Origin of the sequence: Eubacterium sp. AM05-23, from assembly GCF_003477535.1 — a bacterium.
Classification (GTDB): Bacteria; Bacillota; Clostridia; order Eubacteriales; family Eubacteriaceae; genus Eubacterium; species Eubacterium maltosivorans.
Window position 1 is genome coordinate 203,555 of sequence record NZ_QUDF01000002.1, and the last position, 12,954, is coordinate 216,508.

The 12,954-nt window shown below is 45.1% G+C and carries 11 protein-coding genes; 10 read left to right on the forward strand and 1 reads right to left on the reverse strand.

Features of this window, described 5'->3' with window-relative positions; genetic code table 11:
• Positions 1–25 precede the first annotated feature (25 nt).
• The 3 genes from pepT (at position 26) to DW091_RS03170 (ending at position 1,951) form a co-directional block, all read left to right on the forward strand.
• Positions 26–1,243, forward strand: a complete 1,218-nt coding sequence (gene pepT / locus DW091_RS03165; protein ID WP_118517383.1) for a peptidase T — start codon at positions 26–28, stop codon at positions 1,241–1,243.
• A 200-nt stretch (positions 1,244–1,443) separates the two neighbouring features.
• Positions 1,444–1,572 carry a cation:dicarboxylase symporter family transporter gene (locus DW091_RS20785; protein WP_243129323.1) on the forward strand — a complete coding sequence of 43 codons (129 nt, stop codon included), beginning with the start codon at positions 1,444–1,446 and terminating at the stop codon, positions 1,570–1,572.
• On the forward strand, positions 1,556–1,951 hold the full coding sequence (locus DW091_RS03170; RefSeq protein WP_074616648.1) for a cation:dicarboxylase symporter family transporter: 396 nt from the start codon (positions 1,556–1,558) through the stop codon (positions 1,949–1,951). Before DW091_RS20785 ends, DW091_RS03170 begins: the two co-directional genes overlap by 17 nt.
• A 40-nt stretch (positions 1,952–1,991) precedes the next feature.
• Here DW091_RS03170 and cls read toward each other — a convergent pair whose 3' ends face one another.
• Positions 1,992–3,470, reverse strand: coding sequence for a cardiolipin synthase (gene cls, locus DW091_RS03175; protein ID WP_118517384.1), 1,479 nt, complete (start codon positions 3,468–3,470; stop codon positions 1,992–1,994).
• A gap of 352 nt (positions 3,471–3,822) precedes the next feature.
• On the opposite strand from cls, the gene DW091_RS03180 reads away from it, so the two are divergent.
• From DW091_RS03180 to cooS, 7 genes are all read left to right on the forward strand, one after another.
• Entirely contained in the window at positions 3,823–4,593 is a 771-nt protein-coding gene (locus tag DW091_RS03180) for an AAA family ATPase (protein ID WP_058695447.1), read from the forward strand.
• A 127-nt stretch (positions 4,594–4,720) separates the two neighbouring features.
• Positions 4,721–6,646, forward strand: a complete 1,926-nt coding sequence (gene acsV / locus DW091_RS03185; protein ID WP_058695446.1) for a corrinoid activation/regeneration protein AcsV — start codon at positions 4,721–4,723, stop codon at positions 6,644–6,646.
• Positions 6,647–6,659: 13 nt separating this feature from the next.
• Positions 6,660–7,307: a DUF3786 domain-containing protein gene (locus DW091_RS03190; RefSeq protein WP_058695445.1), complete on the forward strand. Its 648-nt coding sequence runs from the start codon at positions 6,660–6,662 to the stop codon at positions 7,305–7,307.
• 320 nt (positions 7,308–7,627) lie between these two features.
• Positions 7,628–8,563 (forward strand): acetyl-CoA decarbonylase/synthase complex subunit delta, encoded by a 936-nt coding sequence (gene acsD / locus DW091_RS03195; protein WP_013381871.1) that lies wholly within the window; start codon positions 7,628–7,630, stop codon positions 8,561–8,563.
• Between the two features lie 19 nt (positions 8,564–8,582).
• Complete coding sequence (gene acsC / locus DW091_RS03200) at positions 8,583–9,929, forward strand: acetyl-CoA decarbonylase/synthase complex subunit gamma (RefSeq protein ID WP_058695444.1); 1,347 nt, start codon at positions 8,583–8,585, stop codon at positions 9,927–9,929.
• A gap of 122 nt (positions 9,930–10,051) precedes the next feature.
• Entirely contained in the window at positions 10,052–10,837 is a 786-nt protein-coding gene (acsE, locus tag DW091_RS03205) for a carbon monoxide dehydrogenase/acetyl-CoA synthase methytransferase subunit (protein WP_013381869.1), read from the forward strand.
• 205 nt (positions 10,838–11,042) lie between these two features.
• Positions 11,043–12,938 carry an anaerobic carbon-monoxide dehydrogenase catalytic subunit gene (cooS, locus tag DW091_RS03210; protein ID WP_058695443.1) on the forward strand — a complete coding sequence of 632 codons (1,896 nt, stop codon included), beginning with the start codon at positions 11,043–11,045 and terminating at the stop codon, positions 12,936–12,938.
• Positions 12,939–12,954 lie beyond the last annotated feature (16 nt).

Below are 12,954 nucleotides of genomic sequence, written 5' to 3' on the forward strand. Positions count from 1 at the left end.
TTATCATTTGTATACAGGAGGAAAAATGAAAACAGTAGTAGACCGATTTTTAAGATATGTTCAGGTGGATACAGAGTCTGTGCCAGAAGCAGACTGCTTTCCGAGCAGCGAAAAGCAGAAGAATCTGGCCGCCATACTGGTTGAGGAGCTTAAGGGAATGGGCGTGGAGGATGCGCGTATGGATGGTTATGGCTATGTTTACGCAACCATCCCGGCAACAATCGATAAGGCGCTGCCGGCCATCGGACTGATCGCCCATATGGATACCTCCAGTGCAGTGAGCGGAAAAGATGTTACCCCCCGCATTGTCGAAAATTATGACGGAGGCGATATCTTATTGAATGAAACACAAAATATCGTCCTTAAGACAGAGGATTACCCAGAAATTTTGAATTACAAAGGCCAGGATATTATTGTGACAGACGGCACCACCCTTTTGGGGGCGGATGATAAGGCCGGCGTGGCGGAGATTATGACCCTGTGTGATTACCTTATGCACAACCCGGCAGACCACGGAACCATAAAAATAGCTTTTACACCGGACGAGGAGGTCGGACGGGGCGTTAACTATTTTGATGTGGAAGGCTTTGGTGCAGAATTTGCCTACACTGTGGACGGCGGCGAGCTGGGTGAGCTGGAATATGAGAATTTTAACGCAGCCAGTTTAAAATTAACCGTCAACGGCGTCAGCACGCATCCGGGAACAGCCAAAAACAAAATGAAAAATGCCCTGCTTATGGGAATGGAATTCCAGAGGATGCTGCCAGCCTGTGAAACGCCCGAGCACACAGAGGGTTATGAAGGCTTCTATCACCTGGATCAGTTTGAGGGGACAGTGGAGAAAGCTGAGATGATCTATATTATACGTGACCACGATCGGGCGAAATTTGAAAAACGCAAGGAACGGGCAGTAAAAATCTGCGATTATCTCAATGAGCTGTACGGTGTGGGGAGTTTTGAGTATGTCCTCTCAGATTCTTATTATAATATGAAAGAAAAAATTGAGCCGCATATTCATCTTGTCCGCAATGTTGAAAAAGCTATGAAGGACGTTGGCATAGAACCGAAGGTAACGGCCATAAGAGGCGGTACCGACGGCGCGCGCCTGTCCTATATGGGGCTGCCATGTCCGAATATCTGTACCGGCGGACATAATTTTCATGGGCGTTTTGAGTATATTCCGGTTCAGTCTATGGAAAAGGTGGTTGCGCTTTTAAAACGACTGGTAGAAATCTACAGTTAAGCAAAAAAGGTATACGCAGATACTTAATCCGGAGGGCTATGCTTTCCGGGTTCTCTTGTTTTTTGAGCAGCAGCTGTGTTATAGTTAAGAAACAAAAAATATAAAAAGCGATAAGGAGCTGTGGCAATGTTAGAATCAGGTCATTGTTTTTGCGCTGCTTATTGGGATCATTCTGGCTAAGCTTGGAGAAAAAGCAGATATTGTCTCCAATTTTTTCCCAGTTTAACGATATAATGATGGAAATGACAACAATGGTCATGAAGGTAGCGCCGATTGGCGTTTTCTGCCTGATTGCCAAAACCTTTGCGGGAAATGGGGGTATCACGTAAAATTTCATCCTTTACCATTCCGCTGGGAGCGACCATAAACATGGACGGTACAGCCATTATGCAGGGTGTAGCTGTTGTTTTCGCGGCCCAGGCCTTTGGGATTCCTCTGGGCATACCGGATTATGTAACTGTTATTGCGACAGCTACGCTTGCTTCTATCGGTACAGCAGGCGTGCCCGGGGTTGGACTGATAACCCTGTCCATGGTCTTTAATTCGGTTGGGCTTCCCATTGAGGGAATTGCCCTGATTATGGGGATCGATCGTATTCTGGATATGGCCAGAACCGCTGTTAATATCACAGGCGACGCGGTTTGCACGACCATTGTCGCGTCCCAAGACAAGGCGGTAAACCGCCAGGTGTTTTACCGCGAAAAATAAAAAACAGGATGTACCAAACCAAACGGTACATCCTGCTTTTTTAAAGCAGCGGCGCAAAAAGGCGCGAGATAGATTCCTTGACTTTAATGGCACGGCTGCGCTTTTCGTAAGCCATTGTGTCGTAGTAAATGGATTTTTCAATATCTCTGTAAAAGATATCGCGTAGCTTTACAGCGATTTCTGGGTCGTAGATAAAAGCATTGGTTTCAAAATTGAGGCTGAAGCTCCGGATGTCAAAATTACAGGAGCCGACAGCGGCGATCTGGTCGTCCACGACCAGCACCTTGGCGTGGAGAAAGCCATTGTCATAAATGTAGACCCTGGCCCCATATTTTATGAGTTCCCCGACATAGGAGAGGGTGGCCCAGTAAATAAAAATATGGTCGGGCTTGTTGGGAATCATGATCCGCACGTCGATACCGGACAGCAGCGCGATTTTAAGAGCCTCCATAATACTCTCGTCTGTGACAAAATAAGGGCTCTGGATTAAAATGTATTTTTCGGCATTGGTGATCATGCGGATAAAGCCCTGTTTGATAACCTGGTTGGGATCATCTGGACCGCTTGAGACGATCTGAATACCTGAGCCCTCACAGTTTTCCATATAAGGAAAATAGCGGTGAATGTTCTCGGAATTAATATTGAGCTTAGCCTTGTTGCCGCTGGTACGCCAGTCAAGAAAAAAGCGCATCTGGAGCTCGTAGGCAGCATAGCCTTCAATTTTCAGATGAGTATCCCGCCAATAGCCCATTTTTTTCTTAAGCCCCAGGTATTCGTCGCCGACGTTAAACCCGCCCACAAAACCGGTTTTACCATCGATGACGACAATTTTCCGGTGATCGCGGTAGTTCAGGCGGAGGTTGATAAAACGAAGCCGGGAGGGGAAGAAAATGCCATACTGCCCGCCGGCGGATTCCAGCTCCTTTAAAGCGCTCCTGGGAATATAGCGCCCCCCCATTTCATCGAAAAGAAGCCGCACCTCGATACCTTCGCGGGCTTTTTTAGTGAGAAGCTCCATAAATTTCCGGCCGAGGGTGTCGTATTTGATAATGTAATATTCAATATGAATGGTGGAACGGGCATTTTCAATGGCTTCAAACAGGGCGTCGAATTTTTCGTGTCCGTCGGTAAAAATATCAATACTGTTATTGTCGGTGTAGAGGGCGTGGCTGACATTGAGGTGATACTCGATATTGTAATGGTATTTTTTGGCAATGGTTTTGTTTTTGGCGATCCGCTGGCGGTCTACCAGCGCCTTTTTCTGGCGGCGAAGAAGAAGCTGATACTGCTCATTTTCGGGTGTGTTATAGCGGTAGATTTTCCGCTTAGTCAGATTTTGGGAAAAGAAGAGGTAAAAGACAAATCCCAAAACTGGAATGATCCAAAGAAACAACAGCCAGGCATAGGTGCTCTGCGGCGTTTTGCGCTCCAGAAAAATGATCGTGAAGCTGAACAGAATATTAACAATAAACACAAAAACCGAGAAAGGGCTGGCAAGGGTAAAAAAAGAAAAAGTCATATGATTCTCCCGATGGCTGTAATGATACTGAAAGTATACCATACACAGCGGTTTTTACAAGGTGTTAAAAGACGATAATAAAAGTATTTTAAATCAGGCGCTTTCATTGAGAAATGCAGGTGTTAATTTGTTCTTTTTACGGGACACCTGCAGCCTTAAGCCCGGCTTTACAGGACAAAATATTACATTGTGTTATGGTTCTCAATATGTTATGATAGGCATGTTAATACCTATATATACAAGTTGAAGATTTTTTTGCTTGTTAAAAAAATAACAATCCATCAGTTCACGCTTTAAAAAGCCTGTGGAACAGGCTGAGTGAAATTGAAATTTCAATAAGGAGGAGCGTATTATGGCTTTTAATATTGCAGTTGCCGGTAAGGGTGGTGTTGGAAAAACAACCTTTACGGGTATGCTGGTTTCATATCTGGTAGAACAGGGCAAGGGGCCAATTCTGGCAGTGGATGCTGATTCAAATGCAAACCTGAACGAGGTTTTGGGTGAAGAGGTTGAGCTGACCATCGGACATATCAAGGAAGAGGTCAACCATGCGGAGATGGACGGTAATCAGCTGCCGCCGGGAATGACCAAAGGTGATTTCCTGACCCTGCGTTTAAACCAGGCTGTTTCCGAAGGAAAAGGCTATGACCTTCTGGTCATGGGCCGCAGCCAGGGCGAAGGCTGCTATTGCTTTGTCAACGGCCTGTTAAAGACTCAGGTTGGCCGTTTATCTGAAAATTATAACTATGTCATCATGGATAACGAGGCAGGGATGGAGCACATCAGCCGCGGTACCATGGGAAGAATGGATATTTTACTTTTAGTCAGCGACTGCTCACGCCGTGGAATTCAGGCTGTCGCCCGAATCCGTGATCTGGCAGAGGAACTCAATTTGAGAATTCCTGTCATTAAGCTGATTGTCAACCGCGCGCCAAACGGGGAACTCAACGAGGGCACAGCGGAAGAAATTGAAAAACAGGGTCTGGACCTTCTGGGAGTTATCCCGATGGACCAGCAGGTATTCGAATATGACGCATACGGCAAGCCGCTTGTTACCCTTCCAGAGGATTCAGCAGCGCGCAAGGCTGTTCGTGAAATTATTGACAAGCTGGAAATCAAGTAGTTCTGGTTTCCTGGGTAAGTGTAAGTGCACTGGCAGAAGCCGCCAAAGAGGAGTGGCGGTTTCTGCTTTGAAAATAAAATCATGCATATGATTATTTTGCAAAGGTTAACAGAACAAGGAGGCGTGTATGCATAAAGTAGTGTTTGTCGTTAAGGGAAAACGGCAGGTAGAGTTTTTAGCGGGACAAAGAGAAAATCTCCTGGAAGCGGCGCGGAAAGCCGGAATTATGATCGACACACCGTGCAATGGTAATGGCACCTGCGGAAAATGCAAGGTTCAGATTACAAAGGGCAAGGTGGACGCCTTGTCGCTCACCCGGCTGACGGAGGAGGAAATTGCCGAAGGATGGGTGCTGGCCTGCAGCTCGGAAATCGTTGAGGATATTGAGGTGAATGTGCCTGATCTGGCCTCTGCATTCCAGAATGAAATGCAGATTACCGACCTGTCTGAAAATGAAAACAAAAATATCCGCTATGTGCGGAAAAAAATGCTGAAGATGGGAATGACAGATTCCAATCGTCTGTGCTGTGAGATCATTCAGCTGCCAGAGCCTACCAATGACGATAACCTCGCAGATGAGGATCGGTTAAAACGTTATTTCCGCCAGACACTGGGCTACTCGGACATTCAGGTGAGCCTGGACGTTCTCAGAAAATTCCCGGACGCGTTCAGGGAAAATAACTTTAAAATTAAGGTTGTCTATCTGAAGCGCGGTGACATTGCCGAAATCATGGATGTGCGTTCCTGCCTGGAATGCGCCTGTGCCCTTTATGGGGTAGCTTTGGATATTGGTACAACGTCTGTTTCTGCCTGCCTGGTGAATATGGATACCAATGAAATTGTTTCTAAGGCTTCTATGGGGAATGCTCAGGTTAAATACGGCGGCGATGTTATTAACCGTATCGTTTATACAGAAAAGCCAGGCGGTCTTAAAAAGCTGCGGGACGCGATTATAGAGGAAACCATCAATCCGCTGATCGGTCAGATGGTTCAGTCGGCAGGTATTACCACTGATGATATTTATGAAATGTGCGCGGCGGGAAATACGACCATGACCCATCTGCTGCTTGGGATCAACCCCGATCACCTGAGACGTGAGCCTTTTATACCAGGCGTCAACACGATTCCAGAAATGAAGAGCACCGAGATCGGTATCCGTATTAATCCAGAGGGCCGTGTCTATCTGGCGCCTTCGGTGGCCAGCTATGTCGGCGGCGATATCACTGCTGGCGTATTTGCTGTTCCGGTTTGGCTGCAGGAAGAGTTTACCATGCTGGTAGACCTGGGAACAAACGGCGAGATCGTTTTTGGCAACAAGGACTTTATGATGACCTGCGCCTGCTCTGCAGGACCAGCCTTTGAGGGCGGAGAAATCAGTTGCGGAACCCGGGCGGTTCCAGGCGCCATTGAAGAGGTTAAGATTGACGACGCGACGTTAAAAGCAAGCTTCTCAACCATTGGCGGAGAGATACCGGTAGGTGTCTGCGGTTCCGGAATCATTGACCTGATCTGCGAGATGAAACGGACAGGCATTATTGACGGCAAGGGCCGTATCAGCAAAGATATCGATAATCCGAGGATTGCCTTTGACGAATACGATATTGGGCGTTACTTTGTCTGTTCAAAGGAGCTGGACAGTACCGCCAAGGATATCTACATTACAGAAATCGACATCGATAGCTTCATCAAGGCAAAGGGCGCGGTGTTCTCAGCCATTCACACCCTGATGGAAAGCATGGATATGCCCATTGAAGTGCTTGAAAATGTGTATGTGGCCGGAGGAATCGGCAGCAACCTTGGCATTGAAAACGCCATTGCCCTCGGTATGCTCCCGGATATACCGGTTGATAAGTATTATTATATTGGAAACAGCTCGATGCAGGGGTGCTATCTGGCCCTTACACTGGCTGAGGGAAAAGAAAAAATCGCAGAAATCGGACAGAATATGACTTATATGGAACTTAGCGTTCATCCGTCTTATATGGATGCCTTCATATCAGCCTGCTTTATTCCGCACACGGATATGAGCCTGTTCCCGAGCCTGCAAAAATAGACAGAGGTAACCAATGCTAAATTCTGAAATAGAAGCAGCCATTGAAGAGAAGAGAAAAGACAAGCTGCCCTATGATCATTATAAAAATTTGATAAAGGATAAGGATCCTCTGGAGATGGCAGAGAAATCCACCTGTCCTTATGACTTGGAAACGCAGCTGTTCACGGTAACGCTGATGGGTGAGGAATACAAAGTAAAATACCCCGAGGGCGACGTGCTTTTAAAGGACGGAACTGCTTTTGACGATTATAAGCCCATGACCATGATCCTGCGTTATCTGCTTAACGCCCAGGGCGTGCCGCCCATGGGCACAACCATCGCATACCGGGATATCTCGGGGGGAAACCATTATTTTAAGAGCTTTGAGGGCCGCTGCCTGAAGCGCTTTGCCTTTACCTTCAACTATGATGTTGAAGGGCTGAAGCGCGCTATGGAAAAGCTGAGCGCAGAACCTAAAAAACACGGTGATCTGTCCTACCGTTTTGAGTTTATCAACAACATGTATCTGACTGTAATCCTCTGGCTGGGGGACGATGAGTTCCCGCCGGAATCACAGATTCTTTTCGACAGTAATATTACCTCAGGCTTTGATGCGGAGGATCTCGCCGTAATGGGAGATATTTTTATCCCCGCGCTGAAGCGGCTGGCAAAAGCAGACTGACACCTGTAAAATATAGTAATATTTTGCTTATTTACGGGGTCGTTTTCATGGGTTTCATGAAATCATTTAAACCTACTGAATAACTGCGAATTAAAAGCTTTAGAAAGACGGGTAAATTTTTGTTTTTGGTCGAAAAATGTTTGACAAACTTATAACAAGATAGTAGTATATGTGTATACTTATATATACAAGTCTGTGTACACCGGTTTATTTTCAATTGAAATTTTAAAGCAACCGGAATTTGTCATGTTCATAAAACGATTCCGGGCTTTGAAATATAAAAAAATACTAACAAGAACGAGTTAGGAGGTAACGAGGAAATGCCATTCAAAAAAGCAGAACAAAAGTTTAGTGGCAAGATCAATGAGTGTGTAATTGGTGTTGGAGATGCAGCAGTTACTCTCGGAGGAGAAAAAGGATTACCATTTTTAAGTGGTGAAGGAAACGCACCGGTTGTTGGTGTCGAAATTTTAGACAGTTACCCAGAAGACTGGGAAAAATGTCTGGTTGACGCTTATGGTGACGTCGTAAAGGATCCTGCAGCATGGGCAAAATATGTACAGGACAATACAGACGCACAGTTTATCGCATTAAAATTAATCAGTGCCGATCCTAACGGTGCTAACAAATCATCTGAAGAATGTGTTGAAATCGCTAAAGCTGTCGAAGCGGCAATCGATCTTCCACTGGTTGTTGCAGGCTGCAACAACGCTGAAAAAGACGGTGATTTACTGGTTAAGGTTTCTCAGGCATTGTCTGGCAAAAACGCTGTTTTATTCTCAGCTGTTGAAGATAACTACAAATCTGTCGGTGTAGCAGGTAATGCTGACGGCCACAAGGTATCTGGCCAGTCTGCTGTTGATATCAACCTTGCAAAACAGTTAAATATCCTGTTGACACAGTTAGGTGTTGACGGTGGAAACATCATCATGGATGTTGGAACCGCTGCTGTTGGCTATGGTTTCGAATATGTTGCTTCTACAATGGACCGTATCCGTTTAGCTGCTTTAGGCCAGAACGATACAGACCTTCAGATGCCAATCATGACCAATGTTGGCGACGAAGCATGGGGCGTAAAAGAAGCTGTTTTCACAGAAGAAGAAGCTCCTGAATGGGGAAATCAGGAAGAACGTGGTATCGCTATGGAAGTTTCCACTGCAGCTTCTTGCTTAATCGGCGGCTCAAACGCTGTTATTGTTAAACATCCGGAATCAGCTAAAGTGATTAAAAACTTTATCAAAGAGTTAGTAGGTTAGGAAAGGTAGGCGCAAAAAAATGGCAGTAAAAGGTTTAGATATTTTTAAACTGACTCCTAAGAAAAACTGTAAGGAATGTGGATTCCCTACATGTATGGCATTCTCAATGAAAGTAGCCGCTGGCGCTGCAGAAATTGATAAATGCCCGTATATTACAGACGAAGCTAAAGCTCAGTTATCTGAAGCTACCGCCCCTCCGATGAAAACAATCAAAATCGGAACTGGCGACACAGAATGTGCCCTGGGCGGCGAAACCGTATTATTCAGACATGAAAAAACTTATGTCAACAAAGCTTTATTCGCAGTTGAATTCTCAGACGCAGATTCTGACGATGAAATTGCTAAGAAGGTCGCTCATTTAGAAGCTGTTAAATATGACCGTATCGGCGAATTAATGTGTGTAGAAGTTGCTTCCGTACGTTATGCTGCTGACAAAGCTAAATTCTTAGACCTGATCGCTAAAGTGATCGAACTGGGCCGTGTGCCAATGGCTGTTGTTGAAGATGTTGAAGTCGCTAAGGAAGCTGCTGAAGCAATCAAAGCTGCTAAAGGTATCTTGATGGGCGCTACACCTGCAAATGCTGACGCAATGGTAGAAGTTGCCAAAGCTGCTGACGTTGTGCTGGGTGTCTCCGCTGGCTCTATCGAAGAATTACATGACACAGTTGAAAAAATCGAAGCTGCTGGTTACAAGAACCTGGTGCTGAACGTTGGCGACAGCTCTGTCAAAGAAGCTTACAATAACGCTGTAACCATCCGTACCAACACTCTGAAGGGCGATGACAGAACTTTCGGTTATCCTTCAGTTGTATTTGTTAACAAGCTTGCTTGCTGCGAACAGATGGAAGTTGCCTTAGCTTCTGCTTTTGTTCTGCGCTATGGCTCCATCATCGTAATGAGCGATATGGATTTCAAACAGGCTCTGCCACTGTTCGGTTTAAGACAAAACATCTTTACCGATCCTCAGAAGCCAATGCGTGTCGAACCAACCATCTACGAATTCAATAAAGCTGACGATAACGCACCTGTGCTGGTTACCGTTGACTTCGCTCTGTCTTACTTCGTAGTTTCCGGCGAAATCGAACGTTCTAAAGTTCCTGCTTACCTGGCTATTCCAGATGCTGGCGGTTACTCCGTTCTTACAGCATGGGCTGCCGGTAAATTCGGTGCTTCCGTTATCTCTGATTTCATCAAGGAAAGCGGTATTGCTGACAAAACTAAATGCAGAAAGCTTATCTTACCAGGTAAAGTTGCTGTATTACAAGGTGATGTTGCTGAAGCGCTTCCAGATTGGGAAGTTATTGTCGGACCGACAGAAGCTATGCAGATCCCGAAATTCTTACGTGATTTAATGGGTATTGCCTAAGCTCTGCGCTTTGCGGCGAACATCTGTAATTCATACGAATTAAAACTTTTCCGCAGCAGGAGGCGGGGGCTTCCGGCTGCGGTTTATCCAAAAATATTTTATAATCCGAAAGGGGAAACATTATGGCAAAATTTATGGTTATCGGTGAAAGAATTCACTGTATTTCTCCAGCAATGCGTGAAGCATTTGAAACTCGTAATCCTGAACCAATCCTGCAGAGAGCAAAAGAACAGTTAGATGCTGGTGCAGATTATTTGGATTTGAATATCGGACCTGCTGAAAAAGACGGTGAAGAATTAATGCAATGGGGCGTTAAATTGTTACAGGAAAACTTTGACAATGTTCCACTGGCACTTGACACCGCTAACATGAAGGCGATTGAAGCTGGTATTCAGGTTTATAACCGTGAAAAAGGCAAGCCACTCGTTAACTCCGCTGACGCCGGCGACCGTATCGGTTACCTGGATTTAGCTGCTGCCAACGATGCTGCCTGCATCTGCTTATGTTCTAAAGAAGGTGTACCTTCTGACAATGACGAACGTATCGCTTACTGTTCTGAACTCCTTGAAAGAGGGATGGAACATGGCATGGAACCAACCGATATGCTGTTTGACCCATTAGCGCTTGTTATCAAGGGTATGCAGGACAAACAGGAAGAAATGCTTGAAGCCGTTAAGATGATCACAGACATGGGTCTGCTGACTACTTGTGGTTTAAGTAATGTTTCCAACGGTGCTCCAAAACACATCAGACCATTACTTGACAGCGCGATGATGGCAATGGCAATGTGCTGTGGCTTATCCAGCGCAATCATTAACCCTTGCGACAAACGCTTGATGGAAACTGTAGTGGCCTGCGATATTATCAAAAATAATATCTTATACGCAGACTCCGTTCTGGAATTCTAAGAGAAGTTAATAAAAAATAAGCCCCTAAAGTAACGCTCATTTCGAGACCCGGAAGGGAACGTTGCTTTAGGAGCCCATATTGAATAAATGACTGATTTGCGTTGCCGCTTTTATTATTCTACAATAATAAAGTGTTTTTGTAAAGTGGAAATTTTTACAAAGTTGCTGCAATGTGAGTAAATTATTAGGAGAGGTAAATTAAATTATGAGCAATGAATTGTTAGAATTTGATGTTATAGCTGAAGCTTTAATCGAAAAAGCTCAAAAAGATGGCGCTGAAACCATGTGGGACAGAAAAGCTGCCTTAAAAACCCAGTGTGGTTTTGGTGAAGGCGGTATCTGCTGCCGTATCTGTGTTATGGGACCTTGCCGTGTAAGCCCATCACCGGATAAAGGCGCTCAGAGAGGTATCTGTGGTGCTGACAGAGACACCATCGTCGCCAGAAACTTTGCGAGAATGTGCTGTGGCGGTACATCCGCCCACTCTGACCATGCGCGTGATATTGTACATGCAATGTATCATTCTTCTGAAGATGGTCCTTTCAAAATCAGAGAAGAAGGCAAGCTGAGAAGAATCGCTGCTGAATGGGGTCTGGAAGATACTGATACCAAAGAAACCTACGCTCTGGCTCACGAACTGGCCGAAAAAGCATTGATGGAATTTGGTAAACCTTTCGGAACACAGAATTTCTTAAAGAGAGCTCCTAAAACCCGTCAGGAAATCTGGGAAAGAGAAAACATTGCGCCTAGAGCCATTGACCAGGAAGTTGTTACCTTAATGCACTCCACACATATGGGCTGTGCAAGTGATCCTGAATCTATCTTAAGACGTTCTTTAAGAACAAGTATGTCTGACGGCTGGGGCGGCTCCATGATCGGTACCGAATTCTCCGACATCATGTACGGTATTCCAAAGGAAAGAGCTTCTGAATCAAACTTAGGTGTTATCGATCCTGAACAGGTAAACATCATGCTCCACGGACATGATCCGAACTTAGCTGAAATGATCGCAGTCGCATCCAAAAATCCTGAATTGATCGAACTGGCAAAAGAACAGGGCGCTAAGGGGATTAACGTTGTCGGTATGTGCTGTACCGGTAATGAAATGACCATGCGTCACGGTATCAAGATCGCCGGTAACTTCTACCAGCAGGAAATGGCCATTATCACTGGTGCTGTTGAAGTTGCTGTTGTAGACGTTCAGTGTATCTTCCCTGCACTGCCAAAATTAGCTAAGAGCTACCATACACGTTTTATCAGTACATCTCCAAAAGCTAAAATTGCCGGCGACATGTACATTGAATTTAATGAAGAAGATCCATTAAGCTGTGCTGAAGAAGTAATCAAAACAGCTGTTATGAACTTCAAAAACAGAGACGCTTCCAAGGTTGATGTACCAGAACTGAAAGCTGAAACCATTGTTGGTTACTCTGTAGAAACAACCATCGGCGCTTTAGACCGTGTTGTTAACTCTCAGACCGACGTAACAGGCACAGTTAAACCTTTAGGCGACTTAGTCTGGGCTGGCGTTTTAAGAGGCGCTGCCGGTATTGTTGGTTGTAACAATCCAAAAGTCGAACATGACTATGCCCACATCACATTAATGAAAGAATTAATTAAAAACGACGTTATCTGCGTTGTTACTGGTTGTGCAGCTCAGGCTGCTGCTAAAGCTGGTCTTTTAAAACTGGAAGCAAAAGAACTTTGCGGACGTGGTTTGAAAGAAGCCTGCGAAAGAGCGAATATTCCTCCAGTATTACATATGGGTTCCTGTGTTGATATCAGCCGTATTCTCCACCTGGTTACTTTAGTAGCTAACGAAAGAGGCGTTGATATTGCAGAACTTCCAGTTGTAGGTGCCGCACCTGAATACATGTCTGAAAAGGCTGTTGCCATCGCGTCTTACGTAGTATCAAGTGGTTTAAATACTTATCTTGGCGTTATGCCTTATGTTTCCGGAAGTGAAAACTTCATGAAACTGATGACCGAAGGTGTTAAAGAATGGACTGGGGCTGCCTATGTCTTTGAATCAGATCCAATCAAGGCTGCTGAATTAATCATGGCAGATATTGAAGACAAGAGAACAAAACTGGGAATTTAATTATACTGAATAATTA

Excerpts from the sequence above, each read along its gene's own strand:
- acsD (WP_013381871.1), top strand. The coding sequence starts at position 7,628 with ATGCCATTCAAAAAAGCAGAACAAAAGTTTAGTGGCAAGATCAATGAG.
- DW091_RS03190 (WP_058695445.1), top strand. The coding sequence starts at position 6,660 with ATGCTAAATTCTGAAATAGAAGCAGCCATTGAAGAGAAGAGAAAAGAC.
- DW091_RS03180 (WP_058695447.1), top strand. The coding sequence starts at position 3,823 with ATGGCTTTTAATATTGCAGTTGCCGGTAAGGGTGGTGTTGGAAAAACA.
- acsE (WP_013381869.1), top strand. The coding sequence starts at position 10,052 with ATGGCAAAATTTATGGTTATCGGTGAAAGAATTCACTGTATTTCTCCA.
- DW091_RS03170 (WP_074616648.1), top strand. The coding sequence starts at position 1,556 with ATGGGGGTATCACGTAAAATTTCATCCTTTACCATTCCGCTGGGAGCG.
- cls (WP_118517384.1), bottom strand. The coding sequence starts at position 3,470 with ATGACTTTTTCTTTTTTTACCCTTGCCAGCCCTTTCTCGGTTTTTGTG.
- acsC (WP_058695444.1), top strand. The coding sequence starts at position 8,583 with ATGGCAGTAAAAGGTTTAGATATTTTTAAACTGACTCCTAAGAAAAAC.
- pepT (WP_118517383.1), top strand. The coding sequence starts at position 26 with ATGAAAACAGTAGTAGACCGATTTTTAAGATATGTTCAGGTGGATACA.
- acsV (WP_058695446.1), top strand. The coding sequence starts at position 4,721 with ATGCATAAAGTAGTGTTTGTCGTTAAGGGAAAACGGCAGGTAGAGTTT.
- cooS (WP_058695443.1), top strand. The coding sequence starts at position 11,043 with ATGAGCAATGAATTGTTAGAATTTGATGTTATAGCTGAAGCTTTAATC.